This is a genomic window from Escherichia sp. KTE114, from assembly GCF_000407765.1.
In the GTDB taxonomy this organism is placed as follows: Bacteria; Pseudomonadota; Gammaproteobacteria; order Enterobacterales; family Enterobacteriaceae; genus Escherichia; species Escherichia ruysiae.
Window position 1 is genome coordinate 3,351,663 of record NZ_KE136626.1, and the last position, 21,955, is coordinate 3,373,617.

General features: G+C 49.3%; 14 protein-coding genes and 2 pseudogenes. 9 read left to right on the forward strand and 7 right to left on the reverse strand.

The window, feature by feature from the left end; genetic code table 11:
* Nucleotides 1-76 precede the first annotated feature (76 nt).
* From sad to WC5_RS05225, 6 genes are all read left to right on the forward strand, one after another.
* A complete protein-coding gene (sad, locus tag WC5_RS05250) occupies nt 77-1,465 on the forward strand; it encodes a succinate-semialdehyde dehydrogenase (RefSeq protein WP_000156606.1) in 1,389 nt (462 codons plus the stop codon).
* 63 nt (nt 1,466-1,528) lie between these two features.
* The gene (gene glsB, locus WC5_RS05245) at nt 1,529-2,455 is read left to right on the forward strand and encodes a glutaminase B (RefSeq protein WP_000257426.1); all 927 of its coding nucleotides are present in this window, start codon (nt 1,529-1,531) and stop codon (nt 2,453-2,455) included.
* Nucleotides 2,455-2,814, forward strand: coding sequence for a DUF4186 domain-containing protein (locus tag WC5_RS05240; protein ID WP_001191034.1), 360 nt, complete (start codon nt 2,455-2,457; stop codon nt 2,812-2,814). Before glsB ends, WC5_RS05240 begins: the two co-directional genes overlap by 1 nt.
* A gap of 138 nt (nt 2,815-2,952) precedes the next feature.
* Nucleotides 2,953-4,371, forward strand: a complete 1,419-nt coding sequence (locus WC5_RS05235) for a GGDEF domain-containing protein (RefSeq protein WP_000558028.1) — start codon at nt 2,953-2,955, stop codon at nt 4,369-4,371.
* Between the two features lie 226 nt (nt 4,372-4,597).
* The gene (gene uxaB / locus WC5_RS05230; RefSeq protein ID WP_000854607.1) at nt 4,598-6,049 is read left to right on the forward strand and encodes a tagaturonate reductase; all 1,452 of its coding nucleotides are present in this window, start codon (nt 4,598-4,600) and stop codon (nt 6,047-6,049) included.
* A gap of 322 nt (nt 6,050-6,371) precedes the next feature.
* On the forward strand, nt 6,372-7,286 hold the full coding sequence (locus WC5_RS05225) for a bestrophin family protein (protein ID WP_010350792.1): 915 nt from the start codon (nt 6,372-6,374) through the stop codon (nt 7,284-7,286).
* 3 nt (nt 7,287-7,289) lie between these two features.
* Here WC5_RS05225 and tam read toward each other — a convergent pair whose 3' ends face one another.
* The 3 genes from tam to WC5_RS05210 form a co-directional block, all read right to left on the reverse strand.
* Complete coding sequence (gene tam, locus WC5_RS05220) at nt 7,290-8,048, reverse strand: trans-aconitate 2-methyltransferase (protein WP_000796287.1); 759 nt, start codon at nt 8,046-8,048, stop codon at nt 7,290-7,292.
* A gap of 642 nt (nt 8,049-8,690) precedes the next feature.
* Nucleotides 8,691-9,131: a GNAT family N-acetyltransferase gene (locus tag WC5_RS05215; protein ID WP_000243016.1), complete on the reverse strand. Its 441-nt coding sequence runs from the start codon at nt 9,129-9,131 to the stop codon at nt 8,691-8,693.
* Between the two features lie 463 nt (nt 9,132-9,594).
* Nucleotides 9,595-10,479, reverse strand: a complete 885-nt coding sequence (locus WC5_RS05210) for a LysR family transcriptional regulator (RefSeq protein WP_001119030.1) — start codon at nt 10,477-10,479, stop codon at nt 9,595-9,597.
* Between the two features lie 173 nt (nt 10,480-10,652).
* Between WC5_RS05210 and WC5_RS05205 the strand changes: the two genes are divergently transcribed.
* Together WC5_RS05205 and WC5_RS05200 are read left to right on the forward strand one after the other, a co-directional pair.
* Nucleotides 10,653-11,789, forward strand: coding sequence for an alpha/beta hydrolase (locus WC5_RS05205; protein WP_010350796.1), 1,137 nt, complete (start codon nt 10,653-10,655; stop codon nt 11,787-11,789).
* Nucleotides 11,790-11,966: 177 nt separating this feature from the next.
* Nucleotides 11,967-13,160, forward strand: coding sequence for an MFS transporter (locus WC5_RS05200; protein ID WP_000494214.1), 1,194 nt, complete (start codon nt 11,967-11,969; stop codon nt 13,158-13,160).
* 143 nt (nt 13,161-13,303) lie between these two features.
* Here WC5_RS05200 and WC5_RS26185 read toward each other — a convergent pair.
* The 3 genes and pseudogenes from WC5_RS26185 to WC5_RS05190 form a co-directional block, all read right to left on the reverse strand.
* Nucleotides 13,304-13,816, reverse strand: a pseudogene (locus WC5_RS26185) (ISNCY family transposase); the annotation flags it as partial.
* Nucleotides 13,738-14,118 carry a helix-turn-helix domain-containing protein gene (locus tag WC5_RS24950; RefSeq protein ID WP_000340724.1) on the reverse strand — a complete coding sequence of 127 codons (381 nt, stop codon included), beginning with the start codon at nt 14,116-14,118 and terminating at the stop codon, nt 13,738-13,740. The pseudogene WC5_RS26185 and the gene WC5_RS24950, both read right to left, overlap by 79 nt.
* 251 nt (nt 14,119-14,369) lie before the next feature.
* A complete protein-coding gene (locus WC5_RS05190; RefSeq protein WP_001280606.1) occupies nt 14,370-15,716 on the reverse strand; it encodes an ISNCY family transposase in 1,347 nt (448 codons plus the stop codon).
* 312 nt (nt 15,717-16,028) lie between these two features.
* Here WC5_RS05190 and WC5_RS05185 point away from each other — a divergent pair, with 312 nt between their 5' ends.
* Complete coding sequence (locus tag WC5_RS05185; RefSeq protein WP_016158263.1) at nt 16,029-16,886, forward strand: helix-turn-helix domain-containing protein; 858 nt, start codon at nt 16,029-16,031, stop codon at nt 16,884-16,886.
* A gap of 140 nt (nt 16,887-17,026) precedes the next feature.
* Here the strand turns inward: WC5_RS05185 and WC5_RS05180 are convergent.
* Nucleotides 17,027-21,909, reverse strand: a pseudogene (locus WC5_RS05180) (invasin domain 3-containing protein).
* Between the last annotated feature and the right edge of the window lie 46 nt (nt 21,910-21,955).

Consider the following 21,955-nt stretch of genomic DNA (forward strand, 5'->3'; position numbering starts at 1 on the left):
GGCTTAATATTATTCATTTTTAAACAAGAGTAAATCTACGTATCTTCAAACCATAACTCATAAAGGAGATACCCCAATGACCATCACTCCGGCGACCCATGCCATTTCGATAAATCCAGCCAATGGTGAACAACTTTCTTCACTGCCCTGGGCTGGCGCTGACGATATTGAAAACGCTCTTCAGCTTGCAGTGGAAGGTTTTCGCGGCTGGCGCGAGACAAGCGTAGATTACCGGGCGGAAAAACTACGTGATATCGGTAAAGCTCTGCGCACTCGCAGCGAAGAGATGGCGCAAATGATCACCCGTGAAATGGGTAAACCCATCAAGCAGGCACGCGCCGAAGTGGCGAAATCGGCGAATTTGTGTGACTGGTATGCAGAGCATGGCCCGGCAATGCTGAAAGCGGAACCAACGCTGGTTGAGAATCAGCAGGCGGTTATTGAGTATCGACCGATGGGGACGATTCTGGCGGTTATGCCGTGGAACTTTCCTTTATGGCAGGTGATGCGTGGCGCTGTTCCCATCATTCTTGCAGGTAACGGTTACTTACTTAAGCACGCGCCGAATGTGATGGGCTGTGCTCAGCTCATTGCCCAGGTGTTTACAGATGCGGGTATCCCACAAGGCGTATATGGCTGGCTGAATGCTGACAACGATGGTGTCAGTCAGATGATTAAAGATTCACGTATTGCGGCGGTCACCGTAACCGGAAGTGTCCGTGCAGGAGCGGCTATTGGTGCACAGGCTGGTGCGGCACTGAAAAAATGCGTACTGGAGCTGGGCGGTTCAGATCCGTTTATTGTGCTTAACGATGCCGATCTGGAACTTGCGGTGAAAGCGGCGGTAGCCGGGCGTTACCAGAATACCGGACAGGTTTGTGCGGCGGCAAAACGCTTTATCATCGAAGAGGGGATTGCTTCGGCATTTACCGAGCGTTTTGTAGCGGCTGCGGCAGCGTTGAAAATGGGCGATCCCCGTGACGAAGAGAACGATCTTGGTCCGATGGCACGTTTTGACTTGCGTGATGAGTTGCATCATCAGGTGGAAAAAACCCTGGCGCAGGGCGCACGTCTGTTACTGGGTGGGGAAAAGATGGCTGGGGCAGGTAACTACTATCCGCCAACGGTTCTGGCAAATGTCACCCCAGAAATGACCGCGTTTCGGGAAGAAATGTTTGGCCCCGTTGCGGCAATCACCGTAGCGAGAGATGCAGAACATGCGCTGGAACTGGCTAATGACAGTGAGTTCGGCCTTTCTGCGACGATTTTTACTACTGACGAAACACAAGCCAGACAGATGGCGGCACGTCTGGAATGCGGCGGCGTGTTTATCAACGGTTTCTGTGCCAGCGACGCACGGGTTGCTTTTGGCGGTGTGAAGAAGAGCGGTTTTGGGCGTGAACTTTCTCATTTCGGCTTACATGAGTTCTGTAATATCCAGACGGTGTGGAAAGACCGGATCTGACGTCACATATTTAGCTCTGTTATACTCGCAGGTCTTTTCAGACCTGCGAGCAAGGAGCAGAGAGTGGCTGTCGCCATGGATAATGCAATTTTAGAGACCATTTTGCGGCAAGTGCGACCGCTGATCGGTCAGGGTAAAGTCGCTGATTATATTCCGGCACTGGCAACCGTTGATGGTTCCCGTCTGGGGATTGCTATCTGTACCGTTGATGGGCAGCTTTTCCAGGCCGGAGACGCGCAAGAACGTTTTTCCATTCAGTCTATTTCCAAAGTGCTGAGTCTCGTTGTCGCCATGCGTCATTACTCCGAAGAGGAAATCTGGCAACGCGTCGGCAAAGATCCGTCGGGATCTCCGTTCAATTCCTTAGTGCAACTGGAAATGGAGCAGGGCATTCCGCGTAATCCGTTTATTAATGCCGGTGCGCTGGTGGTCTGCGATATGCTGCAAGGGCGATTAAGCGCACCACGGCAACGTATGCTGGAAGTCGTGCGTGGCTTAAGCGGCGTGTCTGATATTGCCTACGATACGGTGGTTGCCCGCTCCGAGTTTGAACATTCCGCAAGAAATGCGGCGATCGCCTGGCTGATGAAGTCGTTTGGCAATTTCCATCATGATGTGACAACCGTTCTGCAAAACTACTTTCATTACTGTGCACTGAAAATGAGCTGCGTTGAGCTGGCGCGGACGTTTGTCTTTCTGGCGAATCAGGGAAAGGCTATTCATATCGATGAGCCCGTAGTGACGCCAATGCAGGCACGGCAAATTAACGCGCTGATGGCAACGAGCGGAATGTACCAGAACGCGGGGGAGTTTGCCTGGCGGGTAGGGCTTCCGGCGAAATCTGGCGTTGGCGGCGGTATTGTTGCGATCGTCCCGCATGAAATGGCTATTGCGGTATGGAGCCCGGAACTGGATGATGCAGGTAACTCGCTTGCCGGTATCGCAGTACTTGAACAATTGACGAAACAATTAGGACGCTCGGTTTATTAATGCAGTCACTTGATCCACTCTTCGCGCGTTTATCCCGCTCAAAATTTCGCTCTCGCTTTCGTCTGGGCGTCAAGGAGCGTCAGTATTGTCTGGAGAAGGGCGCGCCGGTTATTGAACAACATGCGGCAGATTTTGTCGCTAAGCGTCTTGCTCCGGCATTACCGGCGAACGACGGTAAGCAAACCCCCATGCGCGGGCATCCGGTGTTTATCGCTCAGCACGCTACCGCGACCTGTTGCCGTGGCTGTCTGGCTAAGTGGCATAACATTCCGCAGGGTGTTTCGTTAAGTGAGGAACAACAACGTTATATTGTGACGGTTATCTATCACTGGCTGGTTATTCAGATGAATCAGCCATAAGAATGGTGGTAAAAGCCAAAAGATCATCTGATTGATATCTTTCTTTGTCGCCGCTGTCAGCGAACATGCTATCCTTTATGAGAATTTACTTATTGCGTTGAGATAATTGCCACTCGCAATTGTATGGACAGATAATTAATGCATGTACACCCCATATCCACTTTCCGTTTGTTCCAGGAAGGTCATCTACTACGTAATAGCATTGCAATTTTTGCGCTAACGACGCTGTTCTATTTTATAGGTGCAGAGCTACGCCTGGTTCACGAACTTTCTCTTTTCTGGCCACTGAATGGCGTGATGGCAGGGGTATTTGCCCGCTACGTCTGGCTTAATCGTCTGCATTACTATGCCATCTGTTACGTGGCAATGCTGGTTTATGATGCCATGACCACCGAATGGGGGCTGGTTTCACTGGTTATCAATTTATCCAATATGATGTTTATCGTAACTGTCGCCCTACTGGTTATGCGGGATAAGCGTCTGGGGAAAAATAAGTACGAGCCAGTAAGCGCATTACGGTTATTTAATTATTGTCTGATTGCCGCTTTATTATGTGCCATCGTCGGGGCGATTGGTTCGGTCAGTATTGATAGTCTGGATTTCTGGCCTTTGCTTGCTGACTGGTTTAGTGAACAATTCTCAACAGGCGTGTTGATTGTTCCTTGTATGCTGACGCTGGCAATTCCTGGGGTATGGCCGCGCTTTAAAGCAGAGCAGATGATGCCAGTCATTGCGCTTATTGTGTCGGTTATTGCCTCGGTCGCCATTGGCGGAGCGGGGAGTCTGGCGTTCCCGCTGCCCGCATTAATCTGGTGTGCGGTGCGTTATACGCCACAGGTGACGTGTCTGCTGACTTTTATCACCGGAGCAGTGGAGATCGTACTGGTGGCAAATTCGGTAATTGATATCGCCGTCGGTTCGCCGTTCTCTATTCCGCAAATGTTCTCCGCACGTCTCGGCATAGCGACGATGGCGATTTGCCCAATTATGGTTTCCTTTAGCGTGGCAGCGATTAATTCGCTAATGAAGCAAGTTGCGCTGCGAGCCGATTTTGATTTTCTGACTCAGGTTTACTCACGATCCGGTCTTTATGAGGCGCTGAAAAGTCCATCGCTGCAACAGACACAATATCTGACCGTCATGCTGCTTGATATCGACTATTTCAAAAGCATTAACGATAACTATGGTCATGAGTGTGGCGATAAAGTGTTAAGCGTGTTTGCCCAGCATATTCAGAAAATTGTCGGCGATAAGGGGCTGGTGGCAAGAATGGGAGGCGAAGAGTTTGCCGTAGCCGTGCCTTCAATGAATCCCGTTGATGGTCTGCTGATGGCGGAGAAAATTCGTAAAGGCGTGGAACTGCAACCATTCAACTGGCAACAAAAGACGCTTTATCTGACGGTTAGCATCGGCGTCGGTAGTGGGGATGCTTCATACCGCACACTAACCGATGACTTCAATAAATTGATGGTTGAAGCTGATACGTGTCTCTATCGCTCGAAGAAAGACGGACGTAACCGCACCAGTACCATGCGTTATGGTGAGGAAGTTGTCTGACAGCTTTGTTATTTTGTCACGGTTTTAGCGTAATGTGTTCTACCACTCTGCCGACTGGAGAAAGAGGAAAATCCTCGATGGAACCATGATCCGCGCCACATTTTTATCTTAAACCTGCTAATTAATCATCACGAGTTGATCAAAACAGGGGTTCAGTGTATTAAAGTTTGCTAACCTGTCGTACCAATTCAAGCAGGTTGTATGACTAATCAAAAGGGAACCCATTGTGAAAACACTAAATCGTCGCGATTTTCCCGGTGCACAGTATCCAGAACGAATCATTCAGTTTGGTGAAGGTAACTTTCTGCGCGCCTTTGTTGACTGGCAAATTGATCTCCTGAATGAACACACCGACCTGAATTCTGGCGTGGTCGTTGTTCGTCCGATTGAAACTTCATTCCCGCCGTCACTGAGCACGCAGGATGGTCTGTATACTACCATTATTCGTGGCCTGAATGAGAAGGGAGAAGCGGTCAGCGATGCGCGTCTGATTCGTTCTGTAAACCGTGAAATCAGCGTCTACGGTGACTACGATGAATTCCTGAAACTTGCGCATAATCCGGAAATGCGCTTCGTCTTTTCCAACACCACAGAAGCGGGTATTAGCTATCATGCGGGCGACAAATTTGATGATGCGCCAGCGGTAAGCTATCCGGCCAAACTGACGCGTCTGCTGTTCGAACGTTTCAGCCATTTCAACGGTGCGCTGGATAAAGGCTGGATCATCATTCCGTGCGAGCTGATCGACTACAACGGCGACGCGTTGCGTGAACTGGTGCTGCGCTACGCACAAGAATGGGCACTGCCAGAAGCATTTATTCAATGGCTGGATCAGGCTAACAGTTTCTGTTCTACGCTGGTGGACCGCATCGTTACCGGTTATCCGCGTGATGAAGTGGCTAAACTGGAAGCTGAACTCGGCTATCACGATGGTTTCCTCGACACCGCTGAACACTTTTACCTGTTTGTGATTCAGGGGCCGAAATCCTTAGCGACTGAACTGCGTCTGGATAAATATCCGCTTAACGTGCTGATTGTTGACGATATTAAACCGTATAAAGAGCGCAAAGTAGCAATCCTTAACGGTGCACATACCGCGCTGGTGCCGGTTGCGTTCCAGGCAGGGCTGGATACCGTCGGCGAAGCGATGAACGATGCTGAAATTTGCGCATTCGTTGAAAAAGCGATTTACGAAGAGATTATTCCGGTGCTGGATCTGCCACGTGATGAACTGGAATCTTTCGCCAGTGCCGTCACCGGGCGTTTCCGTAACCCGTACATTAAGCATCAGCTGCTGTCTATCGCGCTCAACGGTATGACCAAGTTCCGCACCCGAATCCTGCCGCAACTGCTGGCAGGGCAGAAGGCAAACGGCACACTTCCGGCGCGCCTCACTTTCGCATTAGCGGCATTGATTGCGTTCTATCGCGGAGAGCGTAACGGAGAAACGTATCCGGTACAGGACGATGCGCACTGGCTGGAACGTTATCAACAACTCTGGAGCCAGCATCGTGACCGTGTTATCGGCACCCAGGAACTGGTTGCGATTGTGTTGGCAGAAAAAGATCACTGGGAGCAGGATCTGACGCAAGTGCCTGGTCTGGTCGAGCAGGTTGCTAATGACCTGGAAGCGATTCTGGAAAAAGGGATGCGCGAAGCTGTACGTCCGTTGTGCTGATCCTTGCATTATTTTGTATGCTGGATAAGGCCTATACACCGCATCCAGCATGATTTACCAACTAACTATATGGTTTCAGTTAGTTGTAGCCCTGATAAGCGTAGCGCATCAGACAATTAACGGCACAATCACTGAACCCGGTTTCGACCGGGTTTCTTAGCATTCCATATTAGTTACAACATACTATATGCTTTAATATAAACAGGTGCTAAATGTAGCACCTGTGAATGTTGTAGTCTTGTAGGTAATTTGTAATTAGGAACTTGAGAATGTGATCGCAATCACGTTTAATAGGGCGACTTTTCCACGCCTGAAGATAATCATGATTGTTCGCCCACAACAACACTGGCTGCGCCGTATTTTTGTCTGGCACGGTTCAGTATTATCCAAAATATCATCGCGCTTGCTACTAAACTTTCTCTTTTCTATCACGGTTATTTTCATGCTGCCTTGGTATACGCATTTGGGCATCAAATTTACCCTCGCGCCGTTCAGCATTCTCGGGGTTGCTATCGCCATCTTTCTGGGGTTTCGTAATAACGCGGGGTACGCCCGTTATGTTGAAGCGCGCAAACTTTGGGGGCAGTTGATGATTGCCTCACGGTCGTTACTGCGTGAGGTAAAAACGACATTGCCTGATTCGGCAAGTGTAAAGGAGTTTGCCCGGCTACAAATCGCCTTCGCCCACTGTTTACGCATGACATTACGCAAACAGCCACAGGCGGAAGTGCTGGCACATTATCTTAATACTGGAGATCTTCAGCGAGCACTGGCTTCCAACTCTCCAGCTAACCGTATTTTATTGATAATGGGTGAGTGGTTAGCCGTTCAGCGGCGGAACGGGCTACTTTCTGACATTCTGTTTATTAGTCTGAACGATCGTCTTAATGATATTTCTGCGGTACTGGCAGGGTGCGAGCGTATTGCATATACACCAATTCCCTTTGCTTACACCCTGATTTTGCATCGCACCGTTTATCTTTTTTGCATCATGCTACCATTCGCCCTTGTGGTGGATCTGCATTACATGACGCCTTTTATCTCTGTGCTAATTTCCTACACCTTTATTTCGCTGGATTGTCTGGCGGAAGAGCTGGAAGATCCGTTCGGTACTGAAAACAATGATTTACCGTTGGATGCCATCTGCAACGCTATTGAAATTGACCTGTTACAGATGAACGACGAAACAGAAATTCCGCCGAAGATTCTTCCCGATCGCCATTACCAGCTGACGTAATAATTACTCCGTGCGCCGGGCAACAATAAACAGACGCGGAAATGCCAACAGTATCTGCCCGTTCTCCTGCAGTGGATACTGTTCTTCCAGCATCTGATGGTAGCGCGTAAGAAAATGCTGCTGCTCACTCTCCGTCAGATCCTGCAACCATGGGCGTAATCCGGTGGCTGTCACCCAGTCAATAATCGCCTGGTGCGACGGCATCTGGTGATAGTAGGTGGTTCGCCAGATATCAACCTCACATCCAGCTTCGCTCAGAATATCGTAGTAAGCATGAACGCCTGCCAGCGGTTCGCGTCCACGATCCGGATAATGCTGCTCCCAGGCGACTTCGCGCATTAATACATGCGTCGGCTCCAGCCAGTTGTCCGGCATTTGCACCGCCAGCACGCCATGCGGATTGAGTAACGATACCAGATGCGGAAACAGTTCATAGTGTTCGGGCAGCCATTGCAGCGAGGCATTGGCGAAAATCAGATCGAGTGCATGGCTCGGTTGCCAATTGCGGATGTCTGCTTCCACAAACTGACATTCTGATAAAATTGCGCGCGCTTCGGCAATCATCGCCGGAGACGAATCAATGCCGGTAATTTTAGCCGTTGGCCAACGTTGATGTAGCAGGGCGGTGCTATTGCCTGGGCCACAGCCAAGATCAGCTATTTCCCGGGCGTTTTCCAGAGGGACTCTGGCAAGCAGTTCTACCGCCGGTCGTGACCGTTCGGCGTTGAAGTGCAGATATAAAGAGGGGGTCCAGTCAGCCATTTTTTTACTCCCGTCAGCGCATTATCCCAAGTGTAGATAAAACTGATGGATTCGCCTCACGTCATCAATCCATTGAACACGCGCTTTGTACGTGGCCTACGTGATTAACTCAAATGTAGCCAGGCGTAAATTTTAATTACAACCACTTTAAAATAAATAAAATCCATATATTAAGCTTTTTGTTGATTTTATATGAATCTATTAACATACAGAATATTCAATATCTAATTTTAATACTTGCCAGCTAAATATCCATGAAGGGAATAATTCCACAGTGGCTTTTTTTTGATATCCTTAGGGCAGGAGCCAGGTTTGAAGGAGTTTTTTGTGCAAAAATCATGGCATTTTGGACACTAACTCTATCGGATATAGAGATATAAAATATGACGAGAAAATTTGCATTCAACATTTTATACATCATTGATGTTTTAGGTGATGAAGATCTTGATTCCCCGAGTGACATCAAAATCAATAATAAACCAGATGATATAACGCTTAAAAGTAATACCGCCTCAAAACTATTTAAATCCATATCAAGTTCAAGTCAGGTGATATACACCAGGTGGCACAACTTACGAAGTGGTCATAATAATCAGCTTGCGCACGGAATCAGGATCAGACATTGCAAACCTCTCGGGAGAGTTATTTAACAATGGGCATGTCTGCGAGATGCTTAACAAAACGCTTCCTCACTTCCAGGTAACCGTTGCTTTCATAAAACTTGTGTGCTCTGACTCGACGTTCACTGCTTGAAAGTTCAATCTGAGAACATCCCTTATCCAGTGCGATTTTTTCAGAGGCAATGAGAAGCTTTTGTCCGATCCCTGTGCCTCGCGACGATTCATCTATGACCAGAGCAGAAATTAATGCCCACAAGCCGTTTTCATGTACAGGGGTGATAAAATTCATCACAATAACCCCGCAGAGTTCCTTTTCTGTTTCAGCAACCAAAATGCTAAGACTGGGATGCTTCTGGTTAATATGATTTTCTAAGCGTTCTACATCTGTCTGATAACCCAATTGCAGAAAGAGCTTTTGTAGAGATGGTATATCTTTTAATTCAGGAGTCCTGATTAAGACCATTGCCATAACCTTTGTCAGAAGAGTTAAGTAAAAATATCCCAATCTCTCTAAAGTTGCCAGGGTTGCTTTTCGCTGTGAATTCAACTGATGGACGCACAATGTTGCTGAATGAGCTCACCAGTACAAGCATGTCGATCCTTGGCTGCTGAATTTTGGGGGCGCGAAGCCTGCGTGGAACCAAACACGTCCTGTAAGAGCCTGAGTTGATTAACATCGGTCATTGAGAAAAACTCAGTTCCGAGTGTAGTTATGAGTCTCATCCTTTGAAAGCAGTGGTGAGACTGTAGCGCGGACATGGCTATATTTGCCAGAAATGGACATCTCAATTTAGCCTCTACAATCTATGTCAAAGCTAAGTTCAGATGTCCGGGGCAGGGTAAAGCTGAAATGTCCGCTGTGTGCCAGGAACGGACGTTGTTTTCCAACTATTACCCAGGCCTGCGAATCATCTCATCTTCATCCCTTAAATTCTCAATGTATCGATAACCGCTCGTAGAGCGGGTGACACATTTCTGTGCGGATAATAGATATATGAACCTTCCAGGCGTTGGCTGTAGCATTGCAAAACTCTGATCAGCGCCCCCTGTTCTATATCATCAGACACCAATTCCTCCGGAACATAAGCCAGTCCCAGACCTAGCCTCGCGGCTTTGGCTTCCATATAACTGTCAGCAAAGGCCCATTGTCCCTGAGGCTGATGGGTGATCTTTTTACCGTCCTGATTGAGTTCCCAGGCATACAGGCTGCCGTCGCCGAACTGGTAAGCGATGCAGGGATGACCCACTAAATCGGTGGGGGTTTGCGGAAATCCGTAGCGACGAAAGTGCTCGGGTGTGCCGACAACGGCCATCTCCATATCGGGCGAAATACGCACCGCGACCATACCGCTATCCACTTCCGAGCCCAGACGTATACCGGCATCGAAGCGTTCAGTAATAATATCGACAAACCGGCTTTCACTGATGAGCTCCAGCCGAATATCCGGGTAGCGTTGTTTAAACACCGCCAGCTTCGGCAGCAGTACTTTGTCAATGGCGTGCTGGCTGGCATTAATACGGACCGTACCCGATGGTGTATGGCGATAATGGGCCAGCGTGGCAAGCCCCATATCTAAGGCGTCAAATCCAGATTCGACGTTTTTATAGAGCAACTCGCCAGCATGGGTGAGCGATAGCTTGCGCGTGGTGCGTACCAGAAGCTGCACGCCCAGTCGTTCTTCCAGCTCGCGCACTGCACGGCTAATTCCTGACTGCGCCAGACCAAGCCTCTGTGCGGCGGCGGTAAAACTCCCTTCTCGCACGACCTGCATAAACAGATAGAGATCGTTATAGTTTTCCCTTTTCGCCATCATTCTTCCTCTGCTGCTGCATCACAATTCAGAACAATATGGTATTAATCTTAGCATTATTTACCCTCTAATCAGCACTATTAGTGCTAACTATAATATGCGCGTTGCAACAAAGCACGGCAGCGTTGGCCGTATGAAACCAGTATCTGGCACATTTTATGAAGGGGATTTTGATGACTGCTTTCACCCAAAAATTGACAGCTGCGATACCCGCCATGCTGTTATGCGCATCATTAAGTGGAGTCACAAATATGAGTTACGCTGATACAACCAATCCGAACGCGCCCGTTTCGCTGGTTGAGAAATGGGATAAAACTTTTGCTGAGAGCACGAAAGTTGATCACCGTAAGGTGACCTTTCCGAACCGGTACGGGATCACCTTAGTCGGGGATCTCTACATACCGAAGGATCGTGGAGATCGCAAGCTGGCCGCTATTGCTGTTAGTGGCCCCTTCGGGGCGGTGAAAGAGCAATCCAGCGGCCTGTATGCGCAGACGCTGGCTGAACAGGGATTTGTCACTCTGGCTTTCGACCCTTCATACACGGGTGAAAGCGGCGGCTACCCGCGAAACGTCGCATCTCCGGATATCAACACCGAGGATTTCAGCGCGGCGGTTGATTTCTTAGGCCTGCAAAAAGAGGTGGATCGCAACCGTATCGGGTTGCTCGGTATCTGCGGATGGGGCGGCATGGCTTTAAACGACGCTGCGATGGACACGCGTGTCAAGGCGGTGGCGAGCAGCGTGATGTATGACATGAGCCGTGCAATGGGTCATGGCGTGGGCGATGGCAAAGACCGCTATACCACTGCCGATCGTCGTGCCGTATTGCAGTATCTGAACATGCAGCGCTGGAAGGATGCGGAAAATGGCGCTTTCGCGCCAGGCGGGCATGACATTTACGTTGATGAGAAGGGCAACGTCACCGCTTCCGATCGTATTTTACCGGAAACTCTGCCCACGAATCCTAATCCGGTATTGAAAGAGTTCTTTGATTATTACCGCATGCCGCGTGGTTTCCATGCGCGTTCGGTCAACTCAACCGGTGCCTGGAATGCAACCATGCCGCTGTCATTTATGAATATGCCGCTGCTGAGTTACGCTAATGAAGTTACTATCCCTACACTCATCGTGACCGGCGAAAAAGCCCATTCACGCTATTTTGCTGAAGATGCCTTTAACGCGATCGGCAGCAAAGAGAAAGAGTTAGTGATTGTTCCCGGGGCAAACCATGTTGATCTGTATGACAACGTTGCGGGTAAGATCCCATTTGCCAAATTTGAGCAATTTTTCAAGGCAAACTTAAGATAACCCGAAAGGTTTACCAGGCCACCTGTCGTAAACGGGTGGCTTTTAACTGCCTGATGTGATGCAGAATATGCCACATCGCCCTCTATTCTCACCCAACTATTATGTCGTTATTCCCTGAATAACTTCTGACCCGACTGCGCCTGAATCTGGCTGGTTCGATATTAAGGGATGCTAATAATGTTCACTATAAGTCTAAAACAATCATACGAAAAAACGCATGCATACTGGAGCGGCGTATTTGCCATGACGCTTTGCGTGTTTGTGCTGATCGCTTCTGAGTTTATGCCAGTCAGCCTGCTTACGCTCATTGCCCATGATTTACACGTTACCGAAGGGCTGGCAGGGCAAGGAATTGCTGTGTCTGGCGCGCTGGCGGTGCTTACCAGTCTGACTATCTCCCGTATTGTCGGAGACCTGAATCGAAAATATCTTCTGCTGGGGCTGACGGTCTTAATGGCCATATCGGGAATAGTTATCACCATAGCGCCTAACTATCCGGTTTATATGCTGGGGAGGGCTCTGATTGGCGTCGTCATCGGAGGATTCTGGTCAATGTCGGCTGCAACCGCCATTCGGCTCGTGCCGCAGCACCAGGTCCCCCGCGCACTGGCAATTTTTAACGGCGGCAACGCGCTGGCCACCGTTGTGGCTGCGCCGCTTGGTAGCTATCTGGGGACAACCATCGGTTGGCGTGGCACCTTTTTATGTCTGGTCCCCCTTGCGATAGCTGCGTTCATCTGGCAATGGATCAGCCTGCCTTCGATGGAAAGCGATAAAACACATAAACCACAGGGGTCTGTGCTTCGTCTGTTCAGTGTCGCCATCGTACCAACGGGACTGCTGGCCTGTGGGCTCTTCTTTATGGGACAGTTTGCTTTATTTACCTACGTGCGCCCCTTTCTGGAAAGCGTCACCAGAGTGGGAGCTTCTGATCTTTCTCTGATTTTGCTCGCAATAGGTGTAGCAGGTTTTGTCGGCACAATGCTCGTCTCAACATTCCTGAACACCATATTTTATAAGACATTAATCATGATCCCGTTGCTTATGGCAGCGATTACCGGTGCGTTACTGCTGGTCGGACACCACATCTGGGCTGTTGCCGTTTTACTCAGCCTGTGGGGGCTACTTGCAACGGCTGCGCCAACGGGGTGGTGGACATGGATAGCACGTGCGTTACCCGAAGATGCAGAGACGGGGGGAGGCCTCATGGTTGCGGTGATTCAGCTATCTATTGCACTTGGTTCAACGGCTGGAGGTCTGGTATTCGACAGTCTGGGATGGAGAAGTGCTTTTGGTTTAAGTGGTTTGTTACTTCTGGGTGCGGTGGCGATGACATGGGTCACATCCCGTCAAAGTAGGAATGCGCAGTAGCGCAATCCTTTTATTTCTGGCGTACGCTCTTTAAGGCATACGGCTGAGGGGCTTAATGACCGCTCCTCGCTCAAAGCGGACATTAATGTCTCTGGCAATTCAGTTCTGTGAAGGGTGGGATTATGTCTGCCTTCAGAGCTTCGTCATTTCCTTGTACCGAAAATTTCTTCAGAACGGGACTGTAACGTCTTCAACGCATCAAGCATATCGTCACCATTCAGTGAACGTTGCGATTTCTTTTCGCCTGGTTTTCTGGGCCATCACCGGCAGGGAGTGCCTGTGAACGGTTATTATCGCGTTTATCCTGAAACAGTTTGATAAATTCAAGGGTACGTCCGAGTCGTTTGTTGTCCACGATAGCCCCCTGGTCGATTTCCTGGAGCCGATCATAGGTGGAGTAGGGAAGAGCTTCACCGTTAAGGCAGAGTTCTTTACGACCTTCCGGGTAATGCCAGACCTCGATATATTTCCCGATAGCCCTGCGGCTTAACTCATCTCATTATCTTCAATCAGATAAAGTACTGCACCGTTAAAGATTTTGAAACACGTCGCAGTTCCCGCCATGTGAAAGATGCGGCTAGATCATCATCAGTTTCAAGTGGCCGGTGAACATCAAAGTCATGCCGAGGCGATTTCGCAAAGCGCCGGTTGTAATCATCATTTTCCGCACGGTCTCTTTTGAAATCCGGACACCGTATTCTGTGGTCAGAATTCGCCAGATTGCAGACGGATTCATCCCCCGACCACGTGTGCGAATAAACTGCAGGGTCTGGTCTCTGATGGCAGTGTTTAACTGATGGTTGCCGGGCTTTCCCCTGCGCTGGCTGACCAGACCGGCAGGTCCCAGCTCACGGTAACGTTTATTATCAATGTATTGCTGGGTGGCCATCATGTAGTCGAACGCATTTTCTGAATCACAGAATCGCAGGTGCATCAGACGACCGGTGGCGTCATCCATGAAGAGCTGAAGCACATGGAGATGGTGCAAGTTACAGGCAACTTGTAACCAAGATCAATGTTCTTGAATTTGATGTTGAAACTCCCCACACTCCAGTTTACGAAGAAGGGGATGTTTCAGCGATAAGATCTCTCATCAAAGCAGATAATGCTTTTATTCTTGGGTGCGCTGAACTGATCCGAGAAATTTCTGAAACAATTAGCAAGCAATGTCCTGACTCTTTTGTGTAGTTGAATAAAAAAGAGCAGGGGTCAGCGTTTTAGGCTGGCCCTGAATTCCTCGGGATTTGCCAAAACCGGGTTAATTGCCCTGAGTTGCTCCTGAACCCTGGCTTGTGCGCGTCGTTTAGGCATCTTTTTGCTCCGATCACGCTTACCATCGCGTTCGAGTTCATCCATTTTGCTTTGCGCCAACTTCAGAACAGCACCAAGACGTTTGTTATCAACAATTTGTCCATGGTCGACACATTCCAGTTTGTCGAACACCTGATATTTGAGTGAACGGTAACCGTATTTGAATGCCAGCGTGCCATCTGGATAGTCGTAGACTTTTATTTTTTCGCCAGCGATGCGAGTATTTTCTTCTGTAGGTTCAACCAGATATATCATTTTGTCATAGCGGAACGTCAGCGTTTTAGACAGCTTACGCTGTTCCTGCCAGGCAAAAATATCATCCAGCTCATCGTTGCTTTCAGCCACGGGGCGGTGCAGATCTTTGGGGTATTTTGCTGGTCTTGCGAAGCGACGATTGAAGTCAGCGATGAAGGTATCCAGCCAGGCATTGGCCTCCTCGATGCTGCTGATGCCTTCGAGGCGCATTTCCTTGATAAGCCTGTCCTGAAGTGTCTGATTTGCTCGCTCCACACGACCTTTAGCCTGTGGACTGTTGGCACAAATCAGCCCGATCCCCAGTTCAGAAAGTACGCGGCCAAATTGCGTAACACCGGTCGTGGTGGAACCACCATTATTGACCCTGAAAATGCCGAGCTTATCACTGTAAAACGCCAGGGGTTTGCCGTGTTGCTCAAGATACTCACGAGTGGCCATCATGTAATCAAAGGCTGATTCAGTCTCACCAAAGCGCAGGTGCATCAGGCGGCCAGTAGCGTCATCAACAAAGACGAGCAGGCAGCATTTCGGCGCACGTCCTTCAAACCAGTCATGCGGGGAACCATCAATCTGAACAAGTTCTTCGAGGCAGTCACGCCGGTATCTGGGTTGATGAACACGTGGCTTGCGACGCGAGTATGGGACCCAGAGTCCATCAGCCGTCATCCATTTTCTGAGCGTTTCAACAGACACCGTGATGTTATGGCGTTCGCGCAATTTTTCTGCGGCAAGCGTTGGTCCAAAGTCACTGTAGTTATCGTGAAGTAAAGAAAGTACTCGCAACTTCAGTGACTCAGAAAGTCTGTGATTACCGGGGCGTCCTCGTCGAAGGTTTGCCAGACCTGCAGCACCAGATTCACGAAAGCGGTTCATCAAACGCTGAGTCTGACGTTCGGTCAGAGCAAGTTGGTGTGCAGCATCACGACGGCGCATGCGCTTTTCGACAACCGACTGAATGACATTAATCCTGTTCAGTTCTTTATCTGACATGGTCACTAGCATCCTGATGTCTCCACGGCAATAAGGTTCAATCCTTTATGCCAGAAAAAGTGACATCTCTAAATGATTAGAATATGGGAGCTACAACCTTGGTTCGCATAATGTATATTATGTTAAATGCAAGATATCAACATACACCTGACCACCGTACCGACCTCATAGCTTTAATGTACATGCTCCCTCCCCATTACCCGACAGGCACTATCAATCGTTTTGCCTCTCGGGTATTTCTGTTTTTGATATACTCAAAGCCACTGTCGCCAGGAAAATGTGCAAAGTGACTAAAGATAAATGGAGAATGTTATGATCAGGCAGAAGATTTTACAGCAGCTCCTGGAGTGGATTGAGTGCAATCTCGATCACCCTATCTCAATCGAAGATATTGCACAGAAATCTGGCTACAGCAGACGCAATATTCAACTTCTGTTTAGAAACTACATGCACATGCCCCTGGGCGCATACATCCGCAAACGAAGACTTTGTCGGGCAGCCATTCTTGTCAGACTTACTGCCAAATCAATGCTTGATATTGCGCTCTCTTTGCATTTTGATTCACAGCAGTCATTCAGTCGTGAATTTAAAAAATTGTTTGGATGTTCTCCCAGAGAATATCGGCACCGTGATTTTTGGGATCTAACAAATATTTTACCCCCGTTATTAACGCGTCAACATCAAAAGACAGATTGCACATTAATCCATCTTCCTGAAACACGTATTTTTGGCAATGCATTTAAATATGATATTGAGCTGTCTAATACGCCACCAGATGAAGAAGCAAAACTGCGCCGTAATCATTTATCCCGGTGCCTTCAAAATTTGAAGATGGATATCTATTACGTCTCAGCGTATACACCATCAACAAAATCGGTAGATTTGCTCACAGTTGAAACTTTCGCCGGTACTGTATGCAACCATGCGGATACAGACATGCCAAAGGAATGGATAACGGCTGGAGGGCTTTATGCATCTTTCCGCTATGAAGGAGATTGGGAGCACTACGCGAACTGGGTGCGGAACCTCTATCTGATAGAACTGCCAGCGAGGGGGTTAGTCAGAGTCAACGGCAGTGATATTGAGCGATTTTACTACGATAAAACTTTCGTAGAAAAGGATAGCAATTATGTTGTTTGCGAAATTTTCATCCCCGTTCGCCCAGCTTAGTTTGTATCGGTGTCACATTGAGGATTACCTACCCTGCTACCGTCTAATCAGTATCAGGGTAGGTATTTAGTGGAATAATGGCGTTGAGAATGTCAACGCCATTATTCTTTATTACAGCGAATTTTTCATTCCGGGGAAAATTATTTTACTGCCTCCTCACCCTCTTCAGTATTAGCTTCCACGGCGTTAATAGTCACCGTCACAGGCTGCATTTCGTACCCACCATACGTCAGAGTGTTGAATGTAAATGTATATTCCCCTGGCTTAGTGGTACTGAATTTACGCGTGATTTTCCCGTTCACGAAATGGTCAGCTTTCGACGGCAAGAACTGGTAATCATTCTCCGTCACGCCTTCCGGAGCCTTAATGTCGACCCACATATTTCCCCCAACAGGGTTGCCAGCCGACATTAGAGTAACATCCAGCGTTGCGGTCGCCACTCCGTCTGCTACCAGTTCTTTTACATCAGATGATGCAGCAAGTACTGCATTTTTATCATCCGCAACGAATCTGGATTCGGCAGTTTTCGTCGATACCTGACCGTCGGTCCGATTCACTTTCGCTGTTAGCGTATATATCGCCGCTTTAGTGGTAGAAGCGGTGAATACAGCCTGCCCTTGCTCATTAGTTGTTGCAGTCCCGTTCGGCTCCAGATCTAACGTTGTCGGGCTGGCGGTCAGCGTCACTTCACTACCTTGCACAAGGTTGTTATTGGCATCAGTAACCGTAACTTTATAAGTCTGTTTGGCTTTACCATCTGCCAGTGCGCGGTTGCCAATCACCTCAATACTCGAGATGGTTGCCGTAGCCTTGTCAGCCACAAACGTGATGCTCTGCGCATCCGACATCTGGTCATTTCCTGCCGTTGCGGTGATTGCATACGTTCCCGCAGTCACAGAAACGACTCGCAACTCGGCTTTACCTTCATCGCTGGTCTTCACCCAGGTACTCTCGTCATTAAGCGGTGTGACGCCCCGAGGAAGATTAAAGGCGACCATAGTTCCGGGAACAGGGTTGCCGTTTTTATCCTCAACAGTTGCCGTCAGCGTAAAGGCATCTTTGCCGTTTGCTGCTTTTTGATCGGCAATATCAACCTGAAGGCTTGCCTGACCGGTTTTGGCATCCGCTTTGAACTTCACCGTGGCAGTCTTCTGATTTTTATTCACCGAGAAAGTGATTTCGTGTTCCCCGGCAACTGTGGACATCAGCTCAATATCGGCTTTACCTGCCGCATTCGTTGTTACCGTATTACCCGTCTTGCTGCTCACTCCCTCAGGCAGAGTCAGTGTTACCGTTTGATCCTGCAACGGGTTACCATAAGAATCCGTTACGGTCAGGGTAACCTTGTTGGCGGACTGTCCATCAGCCAGTTGGTTATCAACATTCACTGAAATATCGTGAATGTTAGCCTCAGAAGCGTTACCCACAACGTTCAGCAGTAGCGGTTTCGAAGCAGCATCTTTGCCATTCACTCGAGGCCAGATAACCAGTTGACCGGCTGCAGAGCCTGTGGTTAACGTCGTAACATAGGTGCCATTGCTTTGTTCCGTCCAGGCTCCTGCCGAAGGTTGTTCCGTCCCTGTGCTGGCTACGCCACTAAATTCTGGAGCATCAGGTTTCAGACCACTTACAGGGTTACCGTTCGCATCCTTCGCCGTGAAGGTCAATTGTGTCGTCGTTTTGATCATCGGGGCTTCATTATCTGCAACAAGCGTGGAGTTCACTAACGACATCTCCCCGGCGGCGATGGTGACAGAAACCGCCTGCTTCAGAGCATCAGCGCCATCAACGCGCGGCATGATGGTTAGCTCACCAACTCCCGTTGCGCCAGCAGTCAGCATCGCCGTATAGGTTCCATTGCCCTTCTCCGTCCACTGACTGACGGATGGACGCTGCTGGTTGACGTTGTATGCATCACCACCAAATTGCGGTGTTTCCGGTGTAATACCGGTGATTGCGTTGCCGAATTTATCCTTCACAGTCAGCGTCAGCGTGATGCTTTCGCCTGCGGTAAGCGACGTTTTTGATACGGTCATTTCCGAGTGGTCAACCGCAATAGCCCCCGCTTTAACGTTAACCGGAGTTGCCTGTGCTGTAGCGTTTTTGCCATCGATCTGCGGCATAATGTTCAGCGCGCCTGCCCGCGTTCCCGAACGCAGAACAGCCGTGTATTCGCCGTTGCCTTTATGGCTCCAGCCTGTAACTGAACTACCAGACGCAGCGTCACCGGAAAGCGATGCGCCAAGTTTAGCGGTGTCAATATCGGTAAGCGCGTTTCCAAACTGGTCTCTGGCGGAGAAAGTCAGTTCCGTCGTGCTTTCAATAGCAAGATTGGCATCTTTTACAGTCAGCGTTGAAGTAGAAACTGCCTGATCGCCCGCGACGACAGTCAACTGCGCGGCGTCGGTGGTAGCTGGCTGGCCGTTGAATAACGGCATAATGCGAAGATCACCTGTCTTTCCGCCGGTGGTCAGCGTAGCGACATAGGAACCATCGCCTTGCTCGCTCCAGCTGGAAACGTTCGCCCCTTCAGACGCAGCTCCCGTCAGGCTTGTCGACAGGGAAAGACCGCTGATTGCGTTACCATGCGCATCTTTTGCCACAAACGTCACAGTCGTGCTTTCCCCTGCTTTTACGCGATCCGATGCAACGGATACTTTCGACTGGCCTGAAGATAAAGCATCAGCTACCACGGTCACTTTAGCCGCATTAGCTGCTGCATCCTGGCCGTTGAGCTTCGGCATAACAATTAATTCACCCGCCGTAGTACCCAGAGAAATCTGCGCAGTCCACGTCCCATCGCCATTATCCGTCCAGCCTGAAACTGAAGAACCCGCAGCGGCAGCCCCTGTTAATGACGGTGTATCTGGAGTGAGACCGGTCACCGGGTTGTCATAGGCATCTTTTGCTGCCCAGATAGCTGTAAGCGTGCCACCAACTACCGGTTTATCCGGGTTCAGGGTGATGGTTGAATGCGCTGTATCAAGCGGTCCGGCGACAAACTTCAGCGTTTGTTGTAACGTTCCCAACTGATACTGCTCGCTAAAAGCACGCATAACAATGTTTCCGGCGCGGGTCGAAGAAACCGTGGCGCTGTAAACACCTGGGTTTGTCTCCGAAATGCTGCCAATGGTAACGCCATTGCTGTCCTGTGGAACAAATCGCAGACGGCTGGCTTCTCCCGTCACAGGGTTGCCATCGGTATCCACGGCAGTAAGCGTCAGCGTGTAGGATTGCTGACCATTGGCAACCACGTCACCTGACGGCTCATTCACGCTCAGAGTCGATTTTGTCACATCCATCATAGTGGCACGCAGTTCAGCAGTGACGGTTTTGCTCATGCCATCAACGCTCACCGTAATGGTTGCTTCACCTGATTGCGTACCGGTGGTGAAGACCGACTGGTACACCCCAGCTTCTGTTTCGGTGATCTCCCCCAGAGTTGGTTGTGCCTGTGATTTAGCAGACTTAATGCCACGCGTTACGATGTTTCCGGCAGGTTTAAACGTCAGTTCAGTTTTGATCTGATCTTTCATACCCGTGATTGGCTGCCCTTCGGCGTCTCGCAGAGACAGAACCAGCGGCTTTTGCGCACTCCCGTTAGCAAGCATTTGGATACGGCTCTGACCGTCAAGCGTTAACGTAGTGCGATCGGCGCTCATACCTGCCCCGGTGATAACCACCTCAGTCTGTACGCGTTTTGAGGCATTGCCTTTGTTATCGTATGCGACCGCAGAAATTGCGTAATAATTGTCTTTGCCTGCCTGATAAGCCGGGAGCGTCACTTGCCACTGGTTACCCTGACCGGTAATTTTACCGCCTGCGGCCAGCAAGGACGGCGCTTCCCATTGCACATTTTTCAGACCGTGAGTTGCTTTGCTGACTACAAGACCAAGCGAAACCGTCTGTCCACCCTTACCTTCAATACGATCAGGCAGAGCAATACGGATCACCTCAGCTTTGCGATACTCAAGAACAATGTTGTTATTACGTTCAACCAGATCATAACGGCTGCCTGCGAGTACCCGACGCTCGCGAATGCTATCCGTATCGAGTTGTTTCTCCAGAGGCTCGCCAAACCGGTAGTTAACTTCCAGACCAAAGCGAGTGTCATTCTGACCGCTCTTGCCCTGCTTGTGCTCTGCACTCAGTGTCAGAAGAGGCACTGGCGTATAGTTCACCTCGGCGGAAATGGCATGTGGGTCTTTCTGGCGCTTATCTTTACCAAACAGCCCTACCTCATCGCCATAATATTGTTCATACATCAGGCTTGCGCCAAGCTGCGGCCAGGCCGGTAAATATCCCTCTGCGCGGATATCCCAACCATTAGCCGGACGCTCTTGATAATCTTCAATATCTGGCGATTTTTTCCAGCCAGAAGCCCGGATATAACCATTGGCACTCAGTTTCAGATAATCACGCCAGTATTCCGCACCAACGCCAATACGGGTATGACTACGGGATAAATCATGATCGATAAATGTGTTCAGCCCCGCCATCCAGTCATTGCCTGAAAAATGACGCCAGCCGAAACCAATATTTGACTGAGTACGATCGTCGGTACGATGTATTGCCCCTGAGTGAATAGCATATCTGAAGGCGTATCATAAATCGGATAAAGCATTTCCAGCGAAGAGTCTTTCAGCGAGAAATCTTTATCGACATTCAATTTGACACGCGCCGTACCATATTTTCCAAGCCACTCCTGGATTTCCTGGGTAGCCTTAGCTGTGGCCATTCCGGTAACAAAATTGCGTGTCGCATCGCTATCCGGCTGACTGCTTAAAAATTTACCGGCATTCGCGGCAAACGACGCGATATTTTTTTCTGCATTATTGTCAGTAGCAACCGCAGTATTTTCCGTACTTAGACGAGGCAGAGCCGCTCGCGCCGTCATTGTCGGCGTAAAGGTGACAGCCAGTGGAAAAAGAACCTGAATAGAGATGTTTGCCCACGCCACGCAGTGAGCCAGGGCTGAATAACGAAAGCGTGGTTGTTTATTAGCTTTTTTAAAACGTGACATTGAGATAATTTCCTGATGAACGAATTAACGAACATAAGCAAACGCA